General features: G+C 67.0%; 24 protein-coding genes, 1 tRNA gene and 1 pseudogene. 6 read left to right on the top strand and 20 right to left on the bottom strand.

Features of this window, described 5'->3' with window-relative positions; all coding sequences use genetic code 11:
• The first annotated feature begins 155 nt into the window (after positions 1-155).
• The 5 genes from FB473_RS03685 (at position 156) to FB473_RS17860 (ending at position 4,126) form a co-directional block, all read left to right on the top strand.
• The gene (locus tag FB473_RS03685) at positions 156-1,388 is read left to right on the top strand and encodes an MFS transporter (protein ID WP_376837282.1); all 1,233 of its coding nucleotides are present in this window, start codon (positions 156-158) and stop codon (positions 1,386-1,388) included.
• A gap of 127 nt (positions 1,389-1,515) precedes the next feature.
• Positions 1,516-2,166, top strand: a complete 651-nt coding sequence (gene orn / locus FB473_RS03680; protein ID WP_167168989.1) for an oligoribonuclease — start codon at positions 1,516-1,518, stop codon at positions 2,164-2,166.
• A gap of 224 nt (positions 2,167-2,390) precedes the next feature.
• Complete coding sequence (locus FB473_RS03675) at positions 2,391-3,383, top strand: hypothetical protein (RefSeq protein WP_167164923.1); 993 nt, start codon at positions 2,391-2,393, stop codon at positions 3,381-3,383.
• Positions 3,384-3,485: 102 nt separating this feature from the next.
• Positions 3,486-3,561 (top strand) — tRNA-His (locus FB473_RS03670).
• 94 nt (positions 3,562-3,655) lie between these two features.
• Entirely contained in the window at positions 3,656-4,126 is a 471-nt protein-coding gene (locus FB473_RS17860) for a hypothetical protein (RefSeq protein WP_243863456.1), read from the top strand.
• A gap of 57 nt (positions 4,127-4,183) precedes the next feature.
• On the opposite strand, the pseudogene FB473_RS17855 reads toward FB473_RS17860, so the two are convergent.
• The 7 genes and pseudogenes from FB473_RS17855 to FB473_RS03635 all read right to left on the bottom strand — a co-directional run.
• A pseudogene (locus FB473_RS17855) lies at positions 4,184-5,278 on the bottom strand (recombinase family protein); the annotation flags it as partial.
• A gap of 392 nt (positions 5,279-5,670) precedes the next feature.
• On the bottom strand, positions 5,671-6,234 hold the full coding sequence (locus tag FB473_RS03660; protein WP_167164920.1) for a hypothetical protein: 564 nt from the start codon (positions 6,232-6,234) through the stop codon (positions 5,671-5,673).
• Between the two features lie 11 nt (positions 6,235-6,245).
• Entirely contained in the window at positions 6,246-6,686 is a 441-nt protein-coding gene (locus tag FB473_RS03655) for a single-stranded DNA-binding protein (protein ID WP_167164918.1), read from the bottom strand.
• Between the two features lie 82 nt (positions 6,687-6,768).
• Positions 6,769-8,550 carry a type IV secretory system conjugative DNA transfer family protein gene (locus FB473_RS03650; protein WP_167164916.1) on the bottom strand — a complete coding sequence of 594 codons (1,782 nt, stop codon included), beginning with the start codon at positions 8,548-8,550 and terminating at the stop codon, positions 6,769-6,771.
• Positions 8,547-9,077: a hypothetical protein gene (locus tag FB473_RS03645; protein ID WP_167164914.1), complete on the bottom strand. Its 531-nt coding sequence runs from the start codon at positions 9,075-9,077 to the stop codon at positions 8,547-8,549. Before FB473_RS03645 ends, FB473_RS03650 begins: the two co-directional genes overlap by 4 nt.
• A gap of 30 nt (positions 9,078-9,107) precedes the next feature.
• Positions 9,108-10,592 (bottom strand): ATP-binding protein, encoded by a 1,485-nt coding sequence (locus FB473_RS03640; RefSeq protein ID WP_167164913.1) that lies wholly within the window; start codon positions 10,590-10,592, stop codon positions 9,108-9,110.
• A complete protein-coding gene (locus FB473_RS03635) occupies positions 10,589-11,368 on the bottom strand; it encodes a hypothetical protein (protein WP_167164911.1) in 780 nt (259 codons plus the stop codon). Before FB473_RS03635 ends, FB473_RS03640 begins: the two co-directional genes overlap by 4 nt.
• 83 nt (positions 11,369-11,451) lie before the next feature.
• Between FB473_RS03635 and FB473_RS03630 the strand changes: the two genes are divergently transcribed.
• Entirely contained in the window at positions 11,452-12,309 is an 858-nt protein-coding gene (locus FB473_RS03630) for a DUF4062 domain-containing protein (protein WP_167164909.1), read from the top strand.
• 3 nt (positions 12,310-12,312) lie between these two features.
• Here FB473_RS03630 and FB473_RS03625 read toward each other — a convergent pair whose 3' ends face one another.
• The 13 genes from FB473_RS03625 to FB473_RS03565 form a co-directional block, all read right to left on the bottom strand.
• Positions 12,313-13,773, bottom strand: coding sequence for an SCO6880 family protein (locus FB473_RS03625; protein WP_167164907.1), 1,461 nt, complete (start codon positions 13,771-13,773; stop codon positions 12,313-12,315).
• 5 nt (positions 13,774-13,778) lie between these two features.
• Positions 13,779-15,179, bottom strand: coding sequence for a TrbL/VirB6 family protein (locus tag FB473_RS03620; RefSeq protein ID WP_167164905.1), 1,401 nt, complete (start codon positions 15,177-15,179; stop codon positions 13,779-13,781).
• Between the two features lie 36 nt (positions 15,180-15,215).
• Positions 15,216-15,536 (bottom strand): DUF6112 family protein, encoded by a 321-nt coding sequence (locus FB473_RS03615; protein ID WP_425546698.1) that lies wholly within the window; start codon positions 15,534-15,536, stop codon positions 15,216-15,218.
• 138 nt (positions 15,537-15,674) lie between these two features.
• Positions 15,675-15,935, bottom strand: coding sequence for a DUF6112 family protein (locus FB473_RS03610; RefSeq protein WP_341770018.1), 261 nt, complete (start codon positions 15,933-15,935; stop codon positions 15,675-15,677).
• A gap of 5 nt (positions 15,936-15,940) precedes the next feature.
• Positions 15,941-17,596, bottom strand: coding sequence for a M23 family metallopeptidase (locus tag FB473_RS03605; RefSeq protein ID WP_243863455.1), 1,656 nt, complete (start codon positions 17,594-17,596; stop codon positions 15,941-15,943).
• Positions 17,593-18,273 carry a hypothetical protein gene (locus tag FB473_RS03600; protein WP_167164903.1) on the bottom strand — a complete coding sequence of 227 codons (681 nt, stop codon included), beginning with the start codon at positions 18,271-18,273 and terminating at the stop codon, positions 17,593-17,595. The genes FB473_RS03605 and FB473_RS03600 overlap by 4 nt, the downstream gene beginning before the upstream one ends.
• Before the next feature lie 31 nt (positions 18,274-18,304).
• Positions 18,305-19,324 carry a ParB N-terminal domain-containing protein gene (locus FB473_RS03595; RefSeq protein ID WP_167164901.1) on the bottom strand — a complete coding sequence of 340 codons (1,020 nt, stop codon included), beginning with the start codon at positions 19,322-19,324 and terminating at the stop codon, positions 18,305-18,307.
• 6 nt (positions 19,325-19,330) lie between these two features.
• Positions 19,331-20,197: a hypothetical protein gene (locus FB473_RS03590; protein ID WP_167164899.1), complete on the bottom strand. Its 867-nt coding sequence runs from the start codon at positions 20,195-20,197 to the stop codon at positions 19,331-19,333.
• A 96-nt stretch (positions 20,198-20,293) separates the two neighbouring features.
• Positions 20,294-20,665, bottom strand: coding sequence for a hypothetical protein (locus FB473_RS03585; protein ID WP_167164897.1), 372 nt, complete (start codon positions 20,663-20,665; stop codon positions 20,294-20,296).
• Entirely contained in the window at positions 20,662-21,423 is a 762-nt protein-coding gene (locus tag FB473_RS03580) for a DUF2637 domain-containing protein (RefSeq protein ID WP_243863454.1), read from the bottom strand. The genes FB473_RS03585 and FB473_RS03580 overlap by 4 nt, the downstream gene beginning before the upstream one ends.
• Complete coding sequence (locus FB473_RS03575; protein ID WP_243863726.1) at positions 21,420-22,319, bottom strand: bifunctional DNA primase/polymerase; 900 nt, start codon at positions 22,317-22,319, stop codon at positions 21,420-21,422. The genes FB473_RS03580 and FB473_RS03575 overlap by 4 nt, the downstream gene beginning before the upstream one ends.
• A gap of 38 nt (positions 22,320-22,357) precedes the next feature.
• On the bottom strand, positions 22,358-23,437 hold the full coding sequence (locus FB473_RS03570; protein WP_167164893.1) for an ArdC family protein: 1,080 nt from the start codon (positions 23,435-23,437) through the stop codon (positions 22,358-22,360).
• A gap of 195 nt (positions 23,438-23,632) precedes the next feature.
• Positions 23,633-24,331 carry a helix-turn-helix domain-containing protein gene (locus tag FB473_RS03565; protein WP_243863453.1) on the bottom strand — a complete coding sequence of 233 codons (699 nt, stop codon included), beginning with the start codon at positions 24,329-24,331 and terminating at the stop codon, positions 23,633-23,635.
• Between the last annotated feature and the right edge of the window lie 35 nt (positions 24,332-24,366).

The following is a 24,366-nucleotide window of genomic DNA, read 5'->3' as shown; positions in this document are numbered from 1 at the left end:
GACAATTCCACAACAACGCGAAAAGTGTACCAGCCGAAACCCCCGCACACACGTTCCGTGGGTTCGAATGGAACAACTCCGTGATCCCGATCCCGCATGGTCCGCGTCCCAATCGCATGGACCGTCGTCCACCCGGACGTGCCAGACTCGTCCTCGTGACTTTGGACGCGTCCTCTTCAGAACCTCGCAGCCGCGGTCAATGGGCTCGTCTCATCACGGCGATCTACGGGCCCACGCTGCTGGCGTCCATCGGATTCGGCGCCATCATCCCCCTCATCCCCCTGCAGGCGACCGCACTCGGCGCCCCGACCGGGCTCGCCGCGTTCATCACCGCGCTGCCCGGCATCGCGATGCTGGCCTTCGACCTGCCGGCGGGGACGATCGCCGTGCGCATCGGGGAGCGGCTCAGCATCGTGGCAGCGTGTCTGCTCGACGCGCTCATGCTCGTGGCGGTGTATCTCGCCAATTCGCTGCCGGTGCTGGCGCTGGCCGTCTTCATCCACGGGACGACGGGGTCGATCTTCGGCCTGGCCCGCCAGTCATACCTCACCGAGGCGATCCCCGTGCAGTACCGGGCGCGCGGCATGTCGAGCCTGGGTGGCGTCTTCCGGGTCGGAGGTTTCGTGGGGCCGCTCGCCGCGTCCGCGCTGCTCGCGCGCGGCGAGATCAGGGACGCGTTCATCTTCGCGGCATGCACGAGCCTGGTCGCGGCTGCCGTCACGATGGGGCTTCCCGCCCTGCCGAGCGACCGCGGCAAGGTGGTCAACGAGGCCGGCGAAGCGGCCCGGACGCTGCCCGTGCTGGCCACCAATAAGTCGACCCTTCTCACGGTCGGCATCGGGTGCCTGGCGTTGATGATGCTGCGCGCGTCGCGGCAGACCATCGTCCCCCTCTGGGCGGAAGCCAACGGGCTGTCGCCCAGCACGGTCAGCCTGCTCTACGCCGTGTCGATGGGGTTCGACGTCCTCCTGTTCTTCCCCGGCGGGGCGATCATGGACAGGTTCGGCCGCTGGTGGGTCTGCGTGCCCACGGCGTTCGCCCTCGCCCTGTGCATCGCCGCACTTCCCCTGGCCAAGACCGCCTTCTCGATCACCGTGGTGGCAGCGTTGCTGGGCATCGGCAACGGTGTCAGCTCCGGCATCGTCCTCACCCTCGGCGCGGACGCGGCGCCGAGATTCGGACGATCCCAGTTCCTCGCCGGATGGCGCCTGCTCGCCGACTCCGGCCAGATGATCGGGCCGCTCATCATCTCGGGGGTGGCGGCTCTCTCCGGGCTCGGTGCCGCAGCCATCGTCATCGGCGCCCTGGGGCTGGCCGGTGGTGCGTGGCTCGCGAAGTGGGTGCCGCGTACTCCGGAGGCACTGGCACGGTTCCAGGCCGACAACTGACCGGCCGGGTACCCCGTCCGGCCTGGCGGCTCGCGCAGAGTACACCCTGAGTCGGCGCTGCCCCGGAGCCGACGGAGAACGGCCGAGCCTGCGGCTGGGGGGAATACCCTAGGACACTGTGAGCGACATGCTGGTATGGATCGATTGTGAGATGACCGGGCTCGACCTGGCGCACGACGCCCTCATCGAGGTCGCCGTTCTCGTCACGGACGGAAACCTGAACGTCAAGGGCGATGGGCTCGATCTGCTGATCGCGCCCCCGGCCGAGGCGCTCGACCACATGAACGACTTCGTCCGCAACATGCACGAGACCTCCGGCCTGCTGGACGAACTCGCGTCGTCCACACTCACCATGGCCGAGGCCGAGCAACAGGTGCTCGACTACGTGAAGTTGTACGTGCCGCAGCCCCGCAAGGCACCGCTGGCCGGCAACACCGTGGGAACCGACCGCACCTTCATCGCCCGCGACATGCCCGCCCTGGAGGGCTACCTGCACTACCGCAATGTCGATGTGTCGTCCATCAAGGAACTCGCCAAGCGCTGGTTCCCGCGGGCCTACTACAACGCCCCGGAGAAGAACGGCAATCACCGCGCCCTGGCCGACATCCAGGAGTCGATCGAGGAGCTCCGCTACTACCGGGACGCCGTGTTCGTCCCGCTGCCCGGTCCCTCCACCACCGAAGCCAGGCTCATCGCGGCCCGGCATCAGGGCGCGATCACGGGTTTCGGCGCGGCCGCTGAAGCCGGCGAGGGAAGCGACGAGCCGGCCGACGACTGAACGTCGGCTCCCGGGCTCTCCGAGACCCGGCCCATCTTTCCGGGCCCCCGCCCGAGGACGTTCAGGCGTCGTCCACCCTGATTTCTGCACATCGACACGCCAGAGCAAGCGCTTTCCAGCCGGGTTTGGGCCTACTGGTGCGCAATCAGCAGGGCGTACGCCGACAGTGTGCCCCGCGAACCGGGCATACTGGGCCTGTCCGGCTTCCGGCGAGGGGAACCCCCATGGGACGCACACATCTGTGGCATCCGACGGCCTGTCTGGCCCTGCTCCTGACAGGCTGCGCCGGGACGACACCGGGCGTCCCCAGCCCCACGGCGGTCGAGACCCCCTCCGGACCAGTGCCGGACGTCGTGGCCGGGGAATGCCCCGACCCTACCCAAACCCCGCCGACAAGCCAGGCAGCCGAGTTCGCGAACGGCGCCAGCTGGGCGCGCGTCTGCGGCACGTCCACGGCCGGCATCGGGTCGGGGATCCCCACAGACGGGGTCTTCGCGAACGTGCTGCTGGGGCCGCCGGACGCCCTGGTGACCGGCCTTGACGACCTGGTCGAGTTCGCGAACGGACTGCCCCGGATGCCCGGCGACGCGGCCTGCACGTCCGAGTTCGGCCCCGCCTACACGCTTGTCGTCGGCTACCCGGACGGTTCGACGACGATGATCACGGGCGAGTTGTACGGCTGCCGGGCCATCGGCGGCGACCGTACCGGAGCCCGGGAACTGCTGGACGACTTCGGCAACCGCCTGCGAGCGCAGCGTGACGCCTACCCGCAGCTCGCGCCCGCCGCATCCAGTTGCCTTGACCCGGAGCCACCGTTCGGCGACGCCTTCGTCCAGCCGCGGCTCGACCAGACCACCGCCGCTTATGCGCTGGCCGTTCAAACCGAGGGCATCCTTGAGCGAGTCGTGAACGAGATCACCGAATGGCCGCAGCTTCGGGACGAGATCGCCCGGGATTCCGTGCCCCAGACTCCGGCTACCACGAGCGGTGGCGACTCGGACCAGAATGCCGACAGCTCGTCGACGAGCTTCGAGGTGGGCGTCAGCATCGAGGCCGCCAACGCCCAGTGCGAGACGCTGACCCTGCAGGTCAGCCAGGGCACCGTCTACTGGAGCGAGCCCGGAGGAGAATCGATGGTCTGGCAGCCCTCGGCGTCCGCCATCGAGGCCCTCCAGCCCTATCTCGACTGGGCCACGACTGGGGCGACGCCGCGCTGAGCGATCCGGCAGTTCAGCGGCCCTCAGGATTTCGCCCCTGCGCCGCCCCGGCGCTAGACTGATCAGGCTGCCCAGTTGCGGGCGGCTTCGATGGTGGTCGTGGTGGATGTAGCTCAGTTGGTAGAGCTCCTGGTTGTGGTCCAGGTGGCCGCGGGTTCAAGTCCCGTCATCCACCCCAGATGGGTCAGGTTTGAACTTTCGACCAAGGGACCACCCTTGGTTGGAGTTGAAACCTGGCCCTTTTTGCGTGCCCGGGTGCTCGATGCTTCGGCGTGGGCTTCCGCTTGGGCGCGTGCCTGCTCCGCCCACGTGAGGGCGTCGGCCTGGAGATCGGTGTTGGACAGTCCGTCGAATGGGGTGCGGTAGCCCACGCGGATGTCGTTGTCCTCGTCGATGTAGATGGCCTTGAAGAGGGCTTGGTTGCACAGGCGCCGATTCGCATCGTCGGCGTTGGCGTAGATGTCGGCCATGTTGGACATCAACACGAGCGAGTCGTCGAGGTTCGCCCGAGCATCCGCGTACTCGCCGTTGTGGGCCTGGATGCGGAACTCGATGGTCTCCAACGACGCGTTGATCCGGTCCTGTTCCCGCTTGAGCAGGTCCAACGGGATGGCGCCCGCGTAGTGGGCCTGGAGGAGCTTGGTCTGCTCACCCTCCAACTCGATGCGGCGGGTGGCAAGTTCAGCCAGCTCGGCGGCGCCTTCGCTCATCATCTGGTCGAACTTGGCGTGGATCATGTCTGAGAGCGCCTGCCGGGTTTCGGGTGGGATCTGGACCCGGGTGTAGAAGCGTTCGATGAGGTGCTCGACGTCTTCGATGAGCATGGCTTGGCGGGTGCAGTTGTTGCGTCCGGCGTGGCGGGAGGAGCACACGAAGTAGGGGTAGATGGTGCCCTGACTGGACTTCGCATTACACACGATGAGCCTGGAGCCGCACTGTCCGCAGAAGACGCTGCCCTTCAAATAGTGGTCGTGGATCTGGGTCGCATCGGCGGCGGACTTGTGGGTGCCCAGCACGATCTGGACCTGCTCCCAGACCTCGACGGGGACGATCGGATCGTGGGCTCCGCGGTAAGTGACGCCTTGGTACACGATGGCTCCCTTGTAGTACGGGTTCGTGAGCATCCGATGCACGGTGGACTTGCCGATTGGCTTGGACGGGCGCCGCGGGGTCGGCAGAGTGGTGAGCTCGCGGGCGATGAGTTCCTGGTGAAGTTGGCTGGTGGTCCAGTCCCCCGAAGCAAAGACCTGGAAGGCCCAGCGCACTAGTTTGGCGCGTTCCTCATCGACCTCAACGGTGCGGATCTCGCGACCCATGTCGTCACGGATACCGACGTTGCGGTAGCCGATCGGCGCCTTCGTGACCGTGCCACCCTGGGCGGCCTTCTGGGAGAGGCCCTTGACGACTTCGGTGGCGAGGTTGCGAGAGTAGAACTCGGCGATCGAGGACATGATCCCGTGCAGCAGCATGCCCGAAGGGGTCTCGTCGATGTTCTCAGTCGCGGAGACCAGGGTGACACCCGCGTCCTTCAAGGCGAGGTGAATGGTGACGTCGTCGGCCCTGTTGCGGGCCAGGCGGTCGACCTTGTGGACGATGCAGTAGTTCGTCTTGTGGGTGGCGACGTACTTGATCATCCGCATGAGTTCGGGCCGGTCGGCCTTGCGGGCGGACTCGCCCGCGTCGACGAATTCCTCCACAATGGTGGCGCCCAGCTGATCGGCCTTGCGCTGGTTGGCCTCACGTTGGGCGGGGATCGAGAATCCCTCCGCGTTGCCGCCCTTCTCCGCCTGCTCCTTGGTGGAGACACGCAGGTAGGACACGGCGATGGCGCCCGCGAATGGGGTGGGGGCGACAAGACTGTCGATGGCTGCTTCGTCCGCGTGCTCGGATGTCATAGCTCTTCTCCGCTACTACTGGTCCCGTGATCCGACGCGGCCTGTTTCGCGGTGGGTGTTGATCGTGAGAAGAGCCCGAAGGCTGTAGGACTAGGTCAAGAAGACCACGTTTGCGTTGCCTCGCTTGCGCGAGGCGCTAGGACCACAACACCCGCCGCCGCGGCGGATGCCCCTATTCTACGGCGTTGTCCGGGTCTGCGCACTGGCCAGTTCGGTGCGACGTGCCGTGGGGCTCGGCGAGCTTGGGGTGGGGCGCCGGAGGGACATTCGGATCAGCAGCTCGCAGAGCTTGTCCAGATCGGGCGGATCGTTGAACTCCGCACGGATGCTGAGGTCGCGCTCTTCCTGGGGTCGCTGCCCCGTCTTCTTCGCGTACCGGCGTCCCATCGCACTCACGCCTCGCTGGCGTCGGTGTCAAGTGAGGCGTAGAACGCGTCTTCCGCCTCCTGGCGTGCCTCAACCTGGTCGAGAACGTACTGGACGAAGTCTGCGTCTCGATCAGTAATCACGGTCTCCTCGGCGTGTTCGGCAGACGCTTCGCCTGGCCAGACAGTTTGCCGGGTCGGTCGGTCGCGATCCAGCCGGGTGCCGGAAGCGGTCACCCAGTCGCGCAGCCTCTGACGGGCGTCGGCAAAGTCGCGATGCCACCCCAGCGGCGCGGAGCCGTTCTGGTCAGGGTCATAGGCGCACAGCCAGTGCAGGTGGAGGGCGGAGAGTTCCCAGAGCAGTTCGGGGTGACGGTGCCAGTACGGCGGGATCACGGAGGCCGGGAGCCCATAGGTGTGGCGCAGCCAGTCGACCCACCGGTTCAACTCCAGCAGTTCCTGCTCCAGATCGTTGGCGGTCAACAGATTCCAGTTGATCGGATGCGGAGGTTCAGGGATGTCGACGTTCGGGATGGCACCGTCTTCGAGTGGTCCGTCGTCGGATACTTGGTGGCGCAGATCGTCGTTCATCGCTCGCTGCCTCACATTCCCATTGAGGGGGCGGCCGATGACACGGGCTGTTGCGGTGGCTCAAAGGCGGTGGCGTCGCGCGTGGGGCGGGACCGTTGGCTGCGGTCCACCTCGTAGCGAGTGCGTGCGAGGTCATGGCCGATCCGAGTGGCGATGAACTCCTCGCCCTCACGCACCTGGCCGTTGCGCTCATAGGAGTATTCGCGCACACGGCCGTCAGCGATGATGTTGTCGCCCTTCGCCAGGCGCTCGGCTCCCTGTTCGGCGGCCCCGCGGAAGGCGATGAGATCGTGGAAGGTGGTCTCCAGCTGGGTGTAGCTGTTGTCGGCCTCCCTGCGGTAGTGCTCGACGCCGAGCTTGAGGTACAGGCGAGCATCGCCCCGTTCGGTGTGAGTGAGCTGCGGGTCGGACGCAACGAAGCCGGACACGGACTGATGGGTGCGGATAGCCATGACGGCCACCTCCTGGAGTCGGGGCGGTCACCCGGTGGTGACCGCTGTGCCAGGCAGGTGCACGTGGCTTCCCAGCGTTCGTCTACTCGGCGCCGGGTGGCCGTTGCAGGAGGGCTTCGATGCTCGCGCGGTCTCGCGTGAGCTGGGTGGCGTCGCTGCGTTTCGGCCAGGGATGCAGGTCGGTGATGATCGGTGGGGTGGAGCGTAGGAGGATGACGCCGGTGCCGAATGGGAGGGTGCGGATGCGGTCGGGTGGCAGGATCGGCACGCGGCGTACGGAGCGCTGGTTTGAGCGGGTTCCGTGGCCGCCGAGGGTGATGGAGTCGGTGTACTCGTCTCGTTCGCCGATGAGGGTGGCGAGGTCTTGAAGGTCTCGACTGTTGGAGGCGCCGCCGAGGATGATCTTGACGATGCTGGCGTCCCAGATGGCCCCGGCTTGGTTCTCGCTCCACTTGTCCCTGGCCTGGGCCAGGGATTGGAGAACGGGCATGGTGGTGATCCCGGTGCCTCCACCTTCAGCCATCAGGGTCGGGAGTGATGGGAGGGGTGCGAGGTTGCCGATCTCGTCCAGGGCGAGCAGCAGTGGTGGGTCGAGTCGTGCGCCCGGGCTGCGGGCGGCCATGCGCCGGGCGGTTTCGACGAGGTCTTCCACGAACGCGGCGACGAGGGCGGCACTGTTGCCTGCCCCGGCTCCGGTGGCGAGCAGGTAGAGGGTGCCCTTGTCTTGGATGAAGGCTTCGGGGTCGAACTGCTCACCGGGCCCGGGACTGACGGCGTCCAGGACGCGCGGATCTGCGAGCGCTGCCAGTGCGAGGGAGACTCCTTGCCAGATGGAGTCGCGGGTGCGGGGGTCGGCATCGATCATGGCTTCCAGGGATTCTGCCCAGCCTGTTGCTGCGTGGGGTGAACCGGTGAGGATGGCGACGGCGTCTGCCGCGGCGGAGGGGTCGAGGGTCCAGCGGAACAGTTCGGCGGGTGTGCGGTGATCCAGCGCGGCGGCGTGCAGGAGGGCTTGAAGGGCAACTCTGGTCTTGCCTTCCCAGAATCCGCCTCCGTCGACCCCACCGTCGGCGAGGCCGGTCGCGGCGGCGAGCCCGGTGGCGCGGATCATGGCGGTGAGGGGGTCGTCGCATCCGCGGATGGGTGACCAGCGAAGACCTGCGGGAACACCGTCGGCCAAGTGCTGGGGGTCGAAGACGGCGACGGGGCCGACATGCTGTCGGGCCTTGAGGGTGGCGGTGAGGTTGTCGGGCCGGGTGCTGGTGGTGACCACGGCACCGGGTGCGTCGAGGATCGCGGGGATGACGATGTGCAGGCCTTTGCCGGAGCGGGGCGGGCCGATGAGGAGGATGGAGTCCTCGACGCTGGCCCACACTTGCTTGCCTTTCGACTGCCCGAGCAGGAACCCAACGTCGTGAGGTTCTGGCGTATCGAGGGACGGGCGGAGTGTCCCGGCTCGGTGGACCAGTGCTTTCGCTGAGGCTGCTGTGGCGACTTCGTGGCCGGTGGCCGTACCTGCCAACCGGTGTGGGTCCATATCGACTGCGCGGGAGTGGCGTCGCCACCTGATCCAACCCCAAGTCCCGCCAGCCCCGAGGAGGCCGAGCATCAGCGTCAGGGTGATCCAGTAGGCGATGGGGTTGAGCCCGTCTGCGTGGAGCGCACCTGCGGGATCGCCGGGATTGAACAGGACCGCCAGCCCACCGGCGATTCCTGTCTGTGGCTGATCGGCACCGGTCACGAACGCGGCGAGGGACCCTGCGCCACGGATGGCGAGGATGAGGCCGAAGAGGGCGGCGAGCCCGACCATGAGGATGTTCGTCAGCTCGTCACCCATCGAGCCGGACTGGCGCTGCGTGCTCATGGCACCCGCCGGGTCACGGCCCGCGCCGAGCTGGCACCGACCAATAGGACGTCGGCGCCTCCCGTGGGCAGTTCCCCAAGATCCAGTGTCACGCGGACGGTCCCGGCCGCGGTCGCTTCTACGTTGCTCCGGACGAGGGCGACCGTCACCTCTTCGCCGGGCTGAAATCCGGTCCCGGTCACCTCGATGGTTTCTGGTGCGTGGCGGTGCCGGGCCCGACGAGGCGCAGGCGACTCATCGGTCGGCTCAGAGCGTGGGGTGCGGGCGGCACGGATGATGTCGGTGAAGGTGCTGCCGTCGGACTCGTGGATCTCGACTCGGATGGTTCGCGTGCGGTCCGCGGTGAGGACGTCGAGAAGTTCCCCGAACTGGCCTTTCGTCCACGGTGCCGTTGGCGAGGGCGGCGGATACTCGGCGCCGTCCAAGCTGACGGTGAGGACGCCGTAAGAATCGACCGTGATGGTGGCCAGCGGCAGGCTGACTGGCGTCTCGTCGGGGCTGGCGGAGTGGCTGTGGTGAATACTCATGCCCATCAGGTGCACCAGTCGTCCCTGACGTCAGCTGGTCATGCGGGTGGTGGTGTCGAAGAGGGCGAGTTCGTCGGGGTGGAGCTGGTGCTGGCAGACGAAGGACCGGTCTTTGATGCGCCAGAGGCCTTGACCGACGCCGAGGCCGGGCAGGAGTTTCTGCTCCGTGCCGGTCAGCCCAAGGGTGCGGGCTGTGGTTCCGAGCTGATCTGATTCTTGCCGGTAGATGATCCGGGTCTCCGCATTGGCCAGGAGGCTGTTGGCGAGGGATCGCATGGCGGAGCCTTGGTCGCCGACGTTTTCGAGGTCGGTGAGTTTGTGGAAGATCAGCATGTTGGCGATGCCGTAGTGGCGGGCGAGCCGCCAGTGGGCGTCCATGCGCTTCAAGAGGGCGGGGTGGGACATGAGGCGCCAGGCCTCGTCGTAGATGCACCACCGTTGCCCACCGGCCGGGTCCAGCAGGGCGGACTCCATCCACGCGCTGGAGCAGGTCATCAGCACGGAGATCAACGTGGAGTTCTCGGCGACCCGGGACAGGTCGAGGGAGATCATCGGCAGCGTGGGGTCGAAGGTGACGGTTGAGGGGCCGTCGAAGAGTCCGGCCAGATCGCCTGCGACCAGTCGGCGTAGGGCGTGGCCGACGAGGCGCCCGTCCTCGGCAAGCCGCCCATCCGGATCTGCTGACTTGCTGGGTTTGAGGATGTGGTCGACGACCATGGGCAGGATCGGCACGTCATTGCCGCGCACCGTCTCGGTCAGGGCAGTGTCGATGGCGGTGTGCTCCAACGGCGACAGGGGCCGGGTGAGCACGGTTTCTGCGAGGGCCCCGATGAGGTCGCGGCGGCGGGATGCGATGGTGGAGGCCCATTCGACATCGTCCATGCCGGAGGGCCGGTATCCCTCATCCAGCGGGTTGAGTCGGGTCGACATGCCGTGTCCGAGGATGATGGCCCGGCCGCCGACGGCTTCGGCGACGGCGGTGTGTTCGCCTTTTGGGTCCCCGGGCACGTAGACGCGGCGCCCGAACGGGAGTGAGCGGGTGTAGAGGCTCTTGGCCAGCGATGACTTGCCGGAGCCGACGATGCCCGCGAGCACCAGGTTGGGGGCGGTGATGATGCCGCGGGCGTAGAGCACCCACGGGTCGTACACGAAGCTGCCTCCCGAGTAGAGGTCCTGCCCAACGAAGACGCCATCGGAGCCCAGACCGCCTTCGGCTAGGAACGGGTAGGCCCCGGCCAGGGTGGCGGATGTGTCCTGATGGTGTGGGAGCCGGAACTTGCCGGGTGAACGCAACTGAGCGGGCCCGGGCTCACCTGCGGCAGGCAGGTACGTGGTCGCTTTCCGCTCGGCGCGCTCCGCGTCGGCCTTCGTACGGGCCGCCTTGCGTTCGGCGGCTCGCTGTTCGGCCTGGAGCCTGGCCGCAGCCTGACGGCGCTGTTTGCGCAGACGTCGTCGTTCCTTGGCTGGGGCAACGAGCACTGCCGTGTGGAGGGTCTCGGGTTCTTCGCCGGTCACAGTCCTAGCCCCCGTGACTGCTTGACCGCGGTGACGCCCGGGTGTTCGAACCAGGACCCGTCGGGCACCATCCTCATAGCGTCAGCATGAGCCGTTGCCGGACGGGTGGGTTCGTCGTCGAGAACGTCGCCTGGTTCGATGGTGTGGAGGCGGTAGAGGCCGACGTGGCCGAAGGAGTGGTTGTAGGTCATCTGGTAATCCCCATCTCGGACTTCACGGTCGAGTATCCCTGCGGGTGGCAGGTCGTAGACGTGGCCGTCTTCCATCGCTGCGTCGGTCGTTTCGTCCCCGTAGTCCCAATTCTTCAAGTGCTCCATCGCGGTGTCGGGGCCGTCGCGGTCGATCATGTCGAGCACCTCATCGGCCTCCGAACCCTGGAGGAATACCACGGAGATCCAACGACGCACGGGTACCTGTTCGGTGGCAGGTTCGGTGTGCCAGGCGATCCGCCCGGCTGCCGACATCGCGACGTTGAGCCGGTCCTCCGCCTGGTCGATCAGGGTCGCGGTCTGGTGGAGTTCGTCAGCTGCGGCCAAAGCATCGGCCGAACCAGATGCGTGATCCCCGTAGTCGTCGAAGGCCAGTTCCCGGCCGCTAGCGTGAGCCGATGCGAGTTGGTCAAGGACCTGCCGCAGCGACCGCACCCCAGAGAGAAGATCACCGAGGACCGAGTACATGTCCTGCGGATGCTCGATGCTCCGGGTGGCGTGGGCAAGCCCGCGCAGCGCCTCCGAAGCTTCCCCGGCGTCCGCGCCGGGATCGTAGAACGTCGGCATGACAGCCTCCCTCATGGTCGTGTGGGAGGCAGGTGCGCCGGACGTCCCGACAAGATGTCGGTGCCTGTCCGTACGCTTGAGGTATGACTTTCCCAGCCTCCGTACTCCGCGTTGCTATCGCTTCGCCCTCCGACACCACTGATGCCCGCGACGCCGTCGAGAAAGCACTTCACAACTGGAACGACGCCAACACCGTCTCGAAGCAGGTCGTGCTGCTGCCCTGGCGTTGGGAGACCTCCTCCGTGCCATTGCTCGGAGGACACCCACAGGCCCAAATCAACGAACAAGGCGTCGACGGTGCCGATATCGTGATTGCCCTGTTCGGCAGCCGCTTGGGCTCTCCGATACCCGATGCGGTTTCGGGAACAGTCGAGGAGATTGAGCGGTCTTTAGCCACAGGAAAACCTGTCCACCTCTACTTTTCCACGGCACCGCTCCCACACGATGTGGACACATCGCAGCTCGAAGGCTTGCGACAGTTCCGAGAGCAGATCAGCCAGAGAGGTCTCTTGGGTGAGTTCGCCAACTCAGGCCAACTGGAGCACGAGGTCTGGAGGGCAATCGAGTTCGACATCGACAAGCTCAATCTTGGCGTCCCAGTGCTCAGTTCGTCGTCGCGCGGAGTGAAGTTAGCGGCTCAACCCCATCAAGAACGCGAGATCAAGGACTACGACAAGAAGGGGAAGCCAAGATACACGACGAGGCATTGGATCGAGATCACCAACTCCGGCACTGAGGATGCCACCGACGTCGAGTTCGAGGTTGTCGGTGAGCACTCCAGCATGATGCTGACGAACGCGGAAGAGCCCACCACAATCCACGCTGGGCAAACGCGGCGTCTCAATGTCTTCCATCACATGGGTGGCGGCGATCCGGACATTATCCGGATTCACTGGAAAGAAAGCGGAGAGGAAAAAACAAAGGAGTTTCACGTCGGATAGGGATCAAACGATCCGGCACAGCGGTAGCGCTGCGGCGGTGAAGGCTTGGGCTTGCTGGCCGACGAGGAGCCGTGTCTCGCAGGAGGCTTGGATGGCGGCTTGTTCGATGGCTGCGACCGCGCTGTCGAGGTCGTCGTTGGTGGTGGCGGAGACGCTGATGAGGCCGGAGTAGCGGAGGATGCCGTGGCCTGCAGTGAGGTCGGCTTCTTGCTTGAGGACGTCGTGGTATTCGGCCGTCTGGCTCGCGTCCTCGATCTGCCCGATCTTCTGGCGTTGCGCGGCGTCGGAGATGTACTCGGTCTTCTTCTTGCGGATGTCGCGGGCGGCCTGGTCGGAGCGCATCGGTGTGCACAGGAGGGAGAAGGATCGTTGGATGCCGTTGGAGAGCAGGATGGGTGCGAGGAATCCTGGGTAGACCATGGAACGCGGCCACTCTGAGATCCAGAGGACGGCGTGGTGGGCGGAGTCGGTGCGCAGCCGGTTCCAGGATTCGTTGACGGCGACGGGTCCTGCGGTGGCGAGGTTCTGGCCGAGTTCCCCGTGACGTTCCAGGGTGGCGGCGATGGCGGGGTCGTAGGCGGAGCGCAGGATAACCGCGATCTGCCCGCAGCTCAGCCACGCCGACGGGGCCAGGTCGGCGGAGCGTAAGGCGGCGACGAGGGTGTTCATTTCTTGGCGGAGGACGGCGGCGCCACCGCGGATGCCGCCACCTGCGGTGCGGATCTGCCGGGCAGCGGCCTTCATGTCCAGCGAGAGCGACAGGGTGGTGGCGTGGCGTTCGCCTGCGGGTCCAGCCCGGTCGATCAGCTCACTGTAGGTGGTCGATGCCCAGGTGGTGTCGTGGGCGCCGTGGGTGGACCACCATTCGGCGAGACCCGTGCCCGAGTCCGGCAGGGTGCGTTCGAGGACTTGGAGCATGGAGACCCGCCCGGAGCGGCATACGGTAGCCAGCACTCGGCTCCAGGAGGTGACGCGTCGTTCCTGTTCGCCGGGGTCAAGCAGGACGAATGCTGGGTGGGTGACGGAGATGACGGCGGTGAGTGTGGCGGCAGCTGGGTCGTGGATCATTCCTGCCCCGGTGATGGGGTCGCGGTATTCGCGTAGCCGTGCGGTGTCCCCGGGTAGGGCGAGGGTGCCCTCGGGGCGTGGGCGGATGATGCGGCGGCGGTAGAGGAGTTGGCCGCCGGTGGTTTTCCACATCCACCAGAAACCCACGGGCACCCATTCAACGATCGGTCGTCCGGCCAGCGGTATCCAGGTCAGGGCCGCTGCGAGGACCCAGACGGGTGCGGTCAGCGCGATGAGGATGCCGCCGCCTGCGTAGAACGCCCACACCAGGGTGGCGATCCCGACACCCAACGTCACGAGCTGTGACAGTGAGAGTCCCAGGAGGACCCCGCGGCGGGTGAGCCTGGAGAACTTCACCGGCACCAGGTCGGACCCGGGAGTATTGCTTGACGTCATGGTGCTCACTCCTTGGGTGGCTGGGGTGCGGGCGGGTCAGCCGGTGGCTTCGGCTCGGCGGGTGGCGGGCTCTGCGGTGGTGCGGGGTCACTCGATGGCGGGTTCGGCTGCGGCGTCGACGGTGGTGGCGCACCGGGGTCACTCTGCTCAGGTGGTGGGGTGCTTCCTGGCTGGTCGGCAGCGTCAGCGGCCGACTCGGCTTGGTCGCCGACCTCGTGGCCGAGCGTGGGCCCGGCCTCGGCAACCGTTTCAGCGACTTCGGCGCCGACGATGACCGCCGCTGCGGGCCCTGCTGCCGCGGCGGCACCCCCACCGGCTCCCGCAGCTTCAGTGGTGGCAGCGGAGCCTGACGTGGGTGCGGCCTGCGTGGGTGGTGCAGAACCACCGCCGCCTCCTCCTCCGCCCCCTCCGCCTGATCCGGAGCCTCCTCCGTCACCGCCGTCGAGGACCTTCTTCACCCCGTCGGCTTGCGGCTTCGACGGGACAGGGACGGGCTGGTTGAGTGCTCCCTTGGCTTCCTGCTCGGTGCCCATGGCGTGGTAGAGGTCGAAGCCGAGGAAGGAGATGAACCGGTAGACCATGTAGGGGGCGAACGCGGCGATGAACAGCAGCACGATTCCTGTGATGGGTTCGGTCACTGCCGACAGGTCCGCCTCGATGGGTGTGGCGACCTGTGTGATCGCGATGAGGAACACGACGACAAGGACGAGCTTGGAGACGATCAAGGCCACGACGAATGCTGCCCACTTGCCGATCCAAGAGCGGGTGACATCCCACGCGGCACCGGCGAAGGCGACCGGGGCCAGCACGATCGCCACCAGCAGCAGTGCTTTGCGGATCAAGAGGGAGAACCAGACGATGGCGACGGCGCAGATCATGAGCCCGGCGAGGAAGATCGTCACGATGGCGCCAACTCCTGGGGCACTGATGTTGATCGCGGTGAGGCCCGCGGTGAGGAGCGCGATCTTGTCGCCCATGGTCCCGGTGGTTTCCCCGGCGGCTTGGACGATGCCGATTGAGAGTTGGTCGACGATCTCCAGGGCTGTGGCGGTCAGGGTGATGACGAGGAAGGAGCCGAGTACGGCTTTGCCTGCGCCGAGGGCTGCCCTGGAGAGGGCGGAGGGTTCGCGGCGGATGAGGCCGAGGATGAGTTGGAAGCAGAAGAAGAGCAGGACGATGAATACGCCGATGCCGAAGAGCAGGTTGTACACGTCCAGGTAGCCGTCTGCGGTGACGTCGACGAGGGTGGTGGAGTCGAAGACTTTCCACATGGCCTCGATGAGCCATCCTGCGGCCTGGCCCATGGTGGAGGCCAGCCAGTCGAACGGGGCCGACACGAGGGTGGCGGCGGCTTCTCCGGCGGCATCGCAGACCGTTGAGATGACGGGAACATCGCAGACACCCATCACAAACCTCCCAAGGTGAAACGGACGTGGCTGGCCTCAGACCTGCTGGCCGACGTTCCAGAAGAAGTTGATGAGCGTGACGGCGGCACCGCAGACCACGGCCGCACCACAGGAGACGAGGACGCCGATCTTGCCGCGCCCGGCCAGGTGCGGGTTCGAGGAGTTGGAGCCGAAGCCCCACACGATCGCCGAGATGATGAGCGCGAGGACGGACAGGATCAGTCCGATGGTCATGACGGCACCGACGATGGTGCGCAGCTGAGAGATCCCGGGCAGGCCGGAGTCGTTGGGGCTGATGTCGATGTCCATCGGCAGCACGGCGGGCAGCTGGACGAGGACGGATGCGAGGTCGATCACGATGAACTCCCAAAGATCAGAACCACCCGGCGGGCGGCAAACGAGAAACATGGTCGACCAGCAGGTGCACCTGCCTCCCCACGGCGCCAGAAGGCCCGCCACGGGAGACGATCCGAGGCGGGCCAAAGCCGGGTCAGTTCAGAGTTGTTCGCCGAGATTGATGAGCCAGTTGATCCAGGTGACCCCGGCCCCCGCCAGGACCGCGGCGCCCAGTGCGACGAGGACGCCTGCGCGGGCTTTCGTGGCGACACTGGTGTTTCCGGTGCTGCTGGCGATGGCCCAGATGATGGCGGAGACGATGATCATGAGGACCGCGATGACGAGGACGATGGTGAGGGCGGCGCCGATGACTGTCTTGAGGTCGCCGATGCCGCTCAGGCCGTCAAAGTTGGGGAACACGCCTATCACAGGGCTCCTTCTTTCACGGTGATGTGGAGGTGGTCGTAGTGGCCTCCGGTGATGTCTGACGGGTCGTGCATGCCGCCGCCGTTGTAGGGGCGCCAGCCCTCCGCGTCGCGGTCGAAGTTCCAGATGGTGCCCTGCCAGATCAGGTACTGGACGCCGAGGGTGTCGGCGTGGTCTTTGACCCAGTTGGTGACCTCCCACCCGTCCTCCAACTGCGCCGACGTTGGGCGCTTCCCGATGGGGTTGCCGAAGGTGATGTCGCAGGCCCGCCCGAGTGGATGCTCGGACTTGGTGCCAGTGCGCGGTGAGTAGCAGGACCAGGAGGTGTCGGGGAAGGCCTGCTGGGTCTGGGCCATCACGTAGGCCATGCGCGCGGTGATCTGCCCATCGGTGGTCGGATCGTCCACGAGCTTGTCGGGGTTGCCTCCGGGGAAGGCGGCAGGGTCGCCCGCGGTGCTGGAGGTTGAGCAGCCGTGGCTGTCGGTGCCGCCGGTGGCTTCGGGCAGGTCGGCGGCGTGGTGCCGGTTCAGCCAGGGTGCCGGGTCGATGGCCTCACTGTCGGTCCCGCCCGGGCGGACCTCGAAATGCAGGTGCGGCCCTGTCGAGTGCCCAGACGATCCGACGTCGCCGATGTGTTGACCCGCGGTCACACTCTGTCCTGCGGTGACGTGGATGCCGGTTTGCCACATGTGGATGTAGACGGTGGCCAGGGTGGTGCCGTCGATGTGGTGTTCGATGATGATGATCCCGCCGCCCGTCTCGGTGTAGCGGGCGACTGTGACGGTGCCGTCGGCGGCGGCCATGATGGGCGTGCCCTGCGGGGCAGCGAGGTCGATGCCGGAGTGGATGCGGGATTCCCCGTTGATCGGGTCGAGCCGGGGCCCGAACTGCGAGGTCTGCACCCAGGTGCCCTCCGGAAGCGGGAAGACGACCCGGGAGGTCTGACCCGTCACCACCGGCTTCGCGCCGTTGCCGGTACCCGTGCCACCAGCGGTGAGCGTTGTGAGGATCTTTTCGGCCACGGGCGCATAGTTGTCGTACCGGTCGGGGTAGGCGGAGACTTCTACGGCCTGGGCTGCCTCGCCTGTGCCCATCTGTTCCCAGCCGGGGATGTCCAGCAGGCCGCGGGGCGAGGGGTAGTTGGGGCCTGTGGGGCCGCCGAAGAATGCCTTGACCTGGTAGGTGGCGTCCATGAGCTGCTTGACGGTGCCCCATCCGGATTGGGGGCGCATCTGGAACAGGCCGAGACTGTCGTGGTCGGAGCCGTTCCCGTCGTTCGGGTAGTCCCCGGATTCGGGGTAGGTGCCGGTGTTGGCGAGCATCCGCAGCGTGGACTCGGTGAGCGCAGCCATCAGGGCGATCTTGAGCCCGGCCCGGGTGACGCCGTCGATCTTTGAGCCTTCAGTGATGATGGTTGCCGCGTGGGTGAGCTGCTGGTGGTTGAGCGTGAACGTCTCCCCGGCCGCGGTGGTCACCTTCAGCGATTCCGGGACGTTCCCGACGCCGACGCCCGGGCCGCCGGTGGTGGTGCAGGCGGCGTTGGCGGCGGGGTTCATGACCAGGGCGACGCCGACGAGTCCGAGGGTGGGCCCGAGGAACATGAGGGCGGCGGCGAGGATGGCGAGCTTCTTCAACATGACGTGGCCCCCGCTCATTTCAGGGGGTTGTCGAGCCCGGACAGGCGCAGCAGGTAGCAGTCCTTGCCGGGAGGGCAGGCGATGAACACGGTGAACGCGACGTCCCGTTCGGCCGAGGCCGGTTTCCCATTCCACGTGCCGTCGCGGTGCCGGGTGCCGTGGATCGTGTAGGCGGTGGCGCCTTCGGGGAGCTGGCCGGGATGCGTCTGCTGGAGGGCCTGCGCCCACGAGTCCGGGACCCGGATCGAGGTGATGCTGAGGGTCTGAGTGGTGGCGTAGGGGCGCAGCTGGGCCCACGCGTCGCGGGTGGGCAGGTAGGTGGCGATGTCGGCGGCCAGCCCCGCTTGCTCTTGGCCGGTCGGGTCGCCGACGTCAAGGAGGACAGACGTGTAGTCCAGGGGCATGAGCCCGGTGGAGGTATCCCAGGTGAACAGGGCGACGGCGACATTACCTGCGAATGTCTCTGGGTCCCGGCTTCCTCGCACCATAGGCACCGTCGGTTGCGGCGACGCCCAGGTGTCACCGGGAGCGGGCAATGCTGACGCGGAGGGCGCTGGCGTCGAGGTCTGACTCGACGGTTTCGCTGGTCCGGCGAGAAGGCCGTAGACGCCGAACGCCACCAGCACCAACAGTGCGGTGCCGGCGATCAGGGTGATGAGGCGGCGTCGGGCGCGCGAGTCGGCTGGAGTCTTCATACCCAGCAGGTGCGCCGCGGGTTCCTGAGGCTCAGATGGCCTTGAAGTGGGGGCGCTGTTCCACGCCAGTGAGCGTGGGCGTGGTGAGGGCGGCGCGGATCTGTTCGGCGAAGGCCGTGGCCTCGTCGACGAAGGTGAAGAACTCGTCAATCTCGGTCGTGGTGAGCTTGTCGACGAGGATGAGGACGTCGAAGTGGTCCCACCAGCCGGGCGCGAATCCTTGCCACGTGCGGACGAAGGTACGCGGCGGCCAGGCCTCAGGCCCCGAGGCGATAGGTGCTTTCGGCTTGGTCGTGGCCGGACGCTTCTTGCCTGCGGTGCGCTGCTCAGCCTGGAGTTTCGCGAGTGCTTCTTCGGCCAGATGCGCGGCGTTCTCCGAGCGGGAGGTTGTAGCTGCGGTGGTGAGGTCGCGGACGCGTTGCCAGGCCGGATGCACGGGAGCGCCCTGCTCAATGCTCGCCAACTCCTGGGCAGCCTGACTGCGCACGTCCTCGGGCTGGTCGGGATCGACGGCGACGTCTTGGAGCCAGGTGACCTTGTCCAGCGTGGCATAGGAGGCACCGCCGGGGACCATGTCGGCCGCCTGCTTGCGGCGGTCCCCAGAAGACTCTGACGGTCCCGCAAAATTTGCGGGACCGTCATCCCCAGGCTGATGCTCACGGGAGAACCGGGTCGCTTCTTGGCGTCGTTCGGCGTCCTCACGCAGCAGCTCGTTGATCTCTCGGTAGAGTCCGGCCTGCTCCAACTGGGTGAGCGGCTTGTGCAGCACGTTGTCGTCCTGCTCGGCCAACAGGTAGGCCAGCGGGTCCGAGATTCCTGAGCGCACCCACACGCGCACGGTGTCCCACCCGAGTTGCTTGATCGCTGCCAGGCGCCTGGCCCCACAGACCAGGACCCCATCGGGCGTGATGGTGATCGGCTGGAGCAGACCATACGTCTGGACCGAGGCGGCGAGCCCGTCAAGGTCTCCGAGGTCGCGGCGGTGACGCGCCCCGACCTGGATCGAACTGACGGCTCGTTCCAGTTCGATATGCCCGCTGCTCGTGCCCACGGTCGTTCACCCGGCCCTGCCCGGAGCGGCGAGCGCGATGGCGAGGATGAGGTCCTCGTCGTGGAGGATCGAGCGGATGGGTTCGCCGATGACCAGGCGCATGAGAATCCCGCGCCCGGCCGGGGTGGCCTGTAACGCGGGATGCGGGTAGCCCAACAGGGCGTGCAACAGGACTCGCCAGGAGTTCTGCGGCAGGTCCAGGAACGCGAGCGCGTATTTGTCGCGGCGCAGTCCCTCGTAGGCGGAGAGTCTGGAATGGGTGCGTGAAAGAGCCGTGGTCACGTAGTGGATAGCGGTGCGGGCCGCGTCGGGTGGCCAGCCGAGCCCGATGAACAACGCGACACACTCGTCGACCGCGTTCAGTGCCGACATCGCCTCCTCGGACGCCGCTTTCGTGCTCTCATCGCGGTCGTCGATGGTGGGGTTGTCGATGTGGTCGTAGACCTGGAAGGACGGGTGGTAGTCCGGTAGCGGTGTCTCCCGATCTGAGATCCGCTCGGGGTCGTGGAAGGCCTCGTACTTCTTGCGGCGGGCCTGATGCGTCGAACACAAGAGTCCTTGGCCGCGTTCCTCGGCCATGCAGGACAGTTGGACGGCGTGAGTGACCACGGCCCAGGGGTCCCGCGCGGTGCGGGTGGATTCGTTGCGCATCGCCTCGAAGGCGGCACTGGCAGCCTCCCACGGGTCCAGCCCGTGCTTTCGAGCCAGCCCCGCGTACTTCTCGGCCGCATAGGCGACGAGGGCGTCGGCGGTGCGGTCGTGTTCCCAACTGGTCGGTCCTGCCTCGTGGAGTCGGATAAGGACCTGGCGGAGTCCTTCACTGGTCGTGAAGTCCTCGCCCGATTCTGATCGTGGTGTCGTGGTGGTGGTCATGGTTGCTGCTACCTCCTTGACCAACAGGTGCGCACCCGCCCCCACACCGCACGATGGCGGCGGGTCGAGGCGGCCTGGTGGTCGTGGTTCCTCAGGTCAGGGAATGCCGACCGAATCCCTCGTCATCGGCTGGGTGCTGTGGCCTCGCCCGAACGCGGAGACCGGCGGGAGGCTGCGGGCCCTCGCAGCGACAGCTCGGGCGCTGGTGGCTGCGGCGTGACGGGAGCGGCGGGCCATGTCTGCTTGGAAGTCGATCCCGGCGCCCGCGACCCGTGAGCCGCTGCGGGCCATCAGTTCGGTAGGGCGCACCCAGTCCACGCCGCGGCCCACACGCTGGTGCGGACTGGAGGCCGGGTCGATGGCTGGGTCGTGGCGCCGGATGCTGGTGGCTTCGATGGCGTCTGGGGTTCCGCTGGCGCCAGCGATGTCACCGGCCACAGGGTCTGGGGTCTGCTCATCAGTACTCATGAGTTCTCCTCTTTATTGGGTGCCTGATCACTCAGGCCTTCTGGTTTGTCGTAGGTGTCCGAGCCATCGGCAGACTCGTCGTCTGCCTGTTCGGTGAGGGTGGTGAGCCAGCGGCCGACCGTGGAGGGATGGACGCCCAGCTCGCGGGCGATCTGCTTGTTCGACCAGCCCGCCTCGTGAAGGTCCGCAGCCCGGACGCGGCGATCCACTGACGGCGCCAGGTTGAGGTCGTCGTCGTATGCAGATTCGGTGCCTGTCCCGGCCGCGATCAGCACGGGTGAGGTCGGAGCTTCGTCATCGGCGTCGGGCCCCAGGTGCACCGGGACGTCGGAGGGATTCGCATCGGCTTGAGCTTCGGGCGGTCGGGTGAGGATGACAGTCAGGTGGGTGATCGCCAGGAGCACCACGGGCGGGACCGCGGCGACAGCGCCCGCGAGGATGCCCGGCACATCGCTATCGGCGGCGATGACGGCATGGATCGCGTTCGCTGTCACCGAGACGCTGGCTCCTCCGATCAGCAGCGCCCACGGATACCAGGAGGTGCGGGTTCCGGCCAGGGCAACGACGGCGACGGTCGCGACGACGATGATGCCGTCCACGATCAGCGGCCACGCCCACGCCTGGCTCGCCCCAATCCCCGAGCGCCGCGCCAGGTCGGCCAGCGAGGTGAAGGACAACCAGAAGGCCCCCACCGCGATAGACACCGTCCCCGCCACGGCCGTCATGACGGCCCAGCGGGTCCCATCCTGGGCGTTCATGACAGGCTCCGGACAGGAGGAGGCAGCGGTGGTGAGCGGTCCAATGAGGCCGCTGGCGCCGGTGAGCTGTCCACAGAGCTGCTGATGGGTGCGGCGGTGACGGTGCGGTAGGCCGAACGCACCGTCACGGTCACTTCACGCACGGAGAGCCCCGCCTGGCCACCGGCAGTAGTGAGGACGTCGAGTGTTTGCCCCGGCGGGACGTGGTGTTCGGCCATGGTGCAGGCGGCCCAGAACAATCCGTGGTTGCGTTCGCCCTCTTGAAGGCGCCCCACCCAGGCGGCGAGACGTTCAACATTCACCCCGTGATCCATCGCCTGCGCCTGCGACTGCGGGCCACGTGTCCGCGGCGGTGGCGGATCGAGGAAGCGGCGGAGCCGCCCCGCTTCCAGAGGCTGAGGCTGGTCGCGGGTCACCTGCTTCAACCGATAGACGCACCGCTGGCCGTCGATGATGCGGCTGGAGGGCGGGACGATGATGTATCCGCCGTCGCCACGAAAATCGATCCCAGCCCGTGCGGCTTGCCACGATCGTTGCTCGTTGCCTGAGGTGGCTGGGTAGTAGGCGTGGAGCCCGTCGGTGGGCGTCTGGATGAGGGCTTCCCACCCGGCCAGGAGTCCTGCGCGATCGGCGCGGTCCAGGGCGACGTACCCGTTGACGGGCCCGTGGACATCCACGTCGACGACAACGAGACCCGAGGCGGCACCGGTCGGCATCCCAATATTCGCCCCAGGGGTCGCCGACCACCACCGGCGGATCTGATCGAGGTCCGTGGTGGCGTCGTGGAAGCCGTGCCGGGTTAGTGGCTGCTTCCCACCTACCGTGACTGGAAACACGGGAACTCCATCAGATGCCAGCGCCACTGCGGCCTCGCCCGTCGACGCTCCGGGCGGCATGCGTATCAGCGTCTGTGTGAATGCGGAGAGGTGAGGCATCACAGACTCCTGGCCTCAGCGAGCACGGGCTCGCGCCCTACCGGTGTTGCTCGGTCGGCGGCCACCGCCTGCCGCGTGGTCTCTCGTGCTGGGGTGTCACGTTCCAGTCCAGGTGGCGTGCCGTTGCCGACCTGCGTGGTGTCGAGTTGGTCGAGGATCTTCAGCGCGACAGTGCGGACGCGTTCTCCCGTCGACTTGACGACCTCGGCAGGCTCGCTTCCCTCCACTTGGCCCGCCCAGCCGGAGACGTACGGGATCGTGTAGCCGGAGGTGTCTATGCCGTGCGCGGCGCAGATCATGAGGGCGACCGATTCGGCCTCTACCTCGCTGATCCCCCGATGCTGGCGCGCATCCTGATTCTCGGGGCCGTGCATGAGGACGTGCCCCAACTCGTGCGCCAGAGTCTTCACCCGGGCCGCGGCATCCATGTCGCCGCGCACCGTGACCGTGTGCGCGGCGTAGTCGGTGACCCCATTCGCCCCATAGATCTCCGACGCCGCGACAACATCGACGAGGTCGAATCCGGCGGCTTTCACCTGCGAGGCCAGCCCCTCCCACAATCCGGTGGGTGCTTCGCCTTCCAGCAGCTTGGGACGTGGGGGCTCAGGAATGTCGTCGCCCGCAGTCTGGGAGGCGTCCCACACGTAGGCCGGGCGCACCCCGACCATCTTCGAGCGCACCGCCTCACCGGGCCGGGGCTTCTCGAACTTGCCCAACCTGCGCCACGAGTCGGCATCCTGTGGGGTGGCCGAAGCGAACCTGCCGGTCACTGGAGCGATGATCTGATACCCGGGCTGACCCTTCTGCACCTGACGCCCCAGCCCCTGCCACTGCTTGTACCCCGCCACATACGACGGCGTCGACTCGGGCACCAGGCCGCGCTCATAGGCCGCGGCGTGCTGGGCCCAGATCAGCAGCGTGTTGTTGAAACTGCGCGAGCGGAAGTTCGCCGCAAACGCCAACGCACGCTTCCAGTCCTCACCAGAAACGAGCTGGTCCACGGCAGCGGTGAGCTTGCCGTGCAGCTCATCCAGGCGCGCCTCACGGGCCGCCTGCTGGTCCTCTCGTCGTGTCGCCATCTCGCGCTCCTCCCGCCTCACGGCCTGTGCCCCGGGGTGGGGCTGTGGCAATGAGGTGCGCCGAGGAGTCCAACGAGAAGACGACGGTCAAAAAGGGTAGGAGTGGTGCAGCGCTCGGGGTCGCTGGCGGGGTTGGCCGTCAGGGACCCGGCGTGACACCTGACGCACTACCAGAAAAGCAAGCAGACGGGCGGATTACGAGCCCTCAGCGGCGGTTTCGGCCGTATCCGGTCCAGGCGTGGCCAGATCCAGACCACGAGCCCGCCTCCGGTACTCATCCGGGCCGATCCCCAGCAGAGCCGTGAACTTCTCTCGAGCGTGTGAGCGGCCTCTCCAACCGACCATACGCCCGACCGCTTCCACCGAACAGTCCGGTTCATCGCGCAGCAGGCGGGCCATCTCCTTGGCCCGCAACATCGCCACATACGACATCGGCGGCAAGCCGTAGGACTCGCGAAACGCCCGGCCCAGCTGACGCGCCGACAGGTGAGCGATCCCTGCCAGATCCGTGAGCGTCCATCTGCGAGAAAGCTCGCTCTGCACGGCCTGACCGACGGAGACGATCTCCCGCCGCAGCGGCGGGAACCGCCCGCCCTCGCCCTCGTCGGCCAAGGACCGCACTGGGCCTTTCGAGATGTTCTCGTAGGGCAGGAGCGGGACCAGCAAGCTCAGGAGGGAAGCGAACGTGGCCTCGATGTCATAGAAGCCGCCGCCCTCGCTCTGGACCTGTTCGACCCGGTCAAGCAGCCTGCCCATCTCAGCTGCGACGTCAGAGCCGAGGCTGGTCGCCCACATGTTGTCGCGGAACGCCTTCGCCGCGATCGCCTCGGCCTCATGGCGGTCCAGCAGCAGGCCGTTGAGCCGCCACGTCAGCTGATCCAGCAGATAGTCCAAGCTCACGTAGGCCGTCGTGACCCTCACACTGGGCT

It is taken from the genome of Brooklawnia cerclae, from assembly GCF_011758645.1.
Classification (GTDB): Bacteria; Actinomycetota; Actinomycetes; order Propionibacteriales; family Propionibacteriaceae; genus Brooklawnia; species Brooklawnia cerclae.
This window is presented reverse-complemented; position numbering and strand designations above follow the sequence as displayed.

What these genes read in the sequence shown, in the direction of transcription:
- orn (WP_167168989.1), top strand. Translation starts at nt 1,516, where the DNA reads ATGCTGGTATGGATCGATTGTGAGATGACCGGGCTCGACCTGGCGCAC.
- FB473_RS03675 (WP_167164923.1), top strand. Translation starts at nt 2,391, where the DNA reads ATGGGACGCACACATCTGTGGCATCCGACGGCCTGTCTGGCCCTGCTC.
- FB473_RS03660 (WP_167164920.1), bottom strand. Translation starts at nt 6,234, where the DNA reads ATGAACGACGATCTGCGCCACCAAGTATCCGACGACGGACCACTCGAA.
- FB473_RS03655 (WP_167164918.1), bottom strand. Translation starts at nt 6,686, where the DNA reads ATGGCTATCCGCACCCATCAGTCCGTGTCCGGCTTCGTTGCGTCCGAC.
- FB473_RS03650 (WP_167164916.1), bottom strand. Translation starts at nt 8,550, where the DNA reads ATGAGCACGCAGCGCCAGTCCGGCTCGATGGGTGACGAGCTGACGAAC.
- FB473_RS03645 (WP_167164914.1), bottom strand. Translation starts at nt 9,077, where the DNA reads ATGAGTATTCACCACAGCCACTCCGCCAGCCCCGACGAGACGCCAGTC.
- FB473_RS03635 (WP_167164911.1), bottom strand. Translation starts at nt 11,368, where the DNA reads ATGCCGACGTTCTACGATCCCGGCGCGGACGCCGGGGAAGCTTCGGAG.
- FB473_RS03630 (WP_167164909.1), top strand. Translation starts at nt 11,452, where the DNA reads ATGACTTTCCCAGCCTCCGTACTCCGCGTTGCTATCGCTTCGCCCTCC.
- FB473_RS03625 (WP_167164907.1), bottom strand. Translation starts at nt 13,773, where the DNA reads ATGACGTCAAGCAATACTCCCGGGTCCGACCTGGTGCCGGTGAAGTTC.
- FB473_RS03620 (WP_167164905.1), bottom strand. Translation starts at nt 15,179, where the DNA reads ATGGGTGTCTGCGATGTTCCCGTCATCTCAACGGTCTGCGATGCCGCC.
- FB473_RS03605 (WP_243863455.1), bottom strand. Translation starts at nt 17,596, where the DNA reads ATGAGCGGGGGCCACGTCATGTTGAAGAAGCTCGCCATCCTCGCCGCC.
- FB473_RS03600 (WP_167164903.1), bottom strand. Translation starts at nt 18,273, where the DNA reads ATGAAGACTCCAGCCGACTCGCGCGCCCGACGCCGCCTCATCACCCTG.
- FB473_RS03590 (WP_167164899.1), bottom strand. Translation starts at nt 20,197, where the DNA reads ATGACCACCACCACGACACCACGATCAGAATCGGGCGAGGACTTCACG.
- FB473_RS03585 (WP_167164897.1), bottom strand. Translation starts at nt 20,665, where the DNA reads ATGAGTACTGATGAGCAGACCCCAGACCCTGTGGCCGGTGACATCGCT.
- FB473_RS03580 (WP_243863454.1), bottom strand. Translation starts at nt 21,423, where the DNA reads ATGAACGCCCAGGATGGGACCCGCTGGGCCGTCATGACGGCCGTGGCG.
- FB473_RS03575 (WP_243863726.1), bottom strand. Translation starts at nt 22,319, where the DNA reads ATGCCGCCCGGAGCGTCGACGGGCGAGGCCGCAGTGGCGCTGGCATCT.
- FB473_RS03570 (WP_167164893.1), bottom strand. Translation starts at nt 23,437, where the DNA reads ATGGCGACACGACGAGAGGACCAGCAGGCGGCCCGTGAGGCGCGCCTG.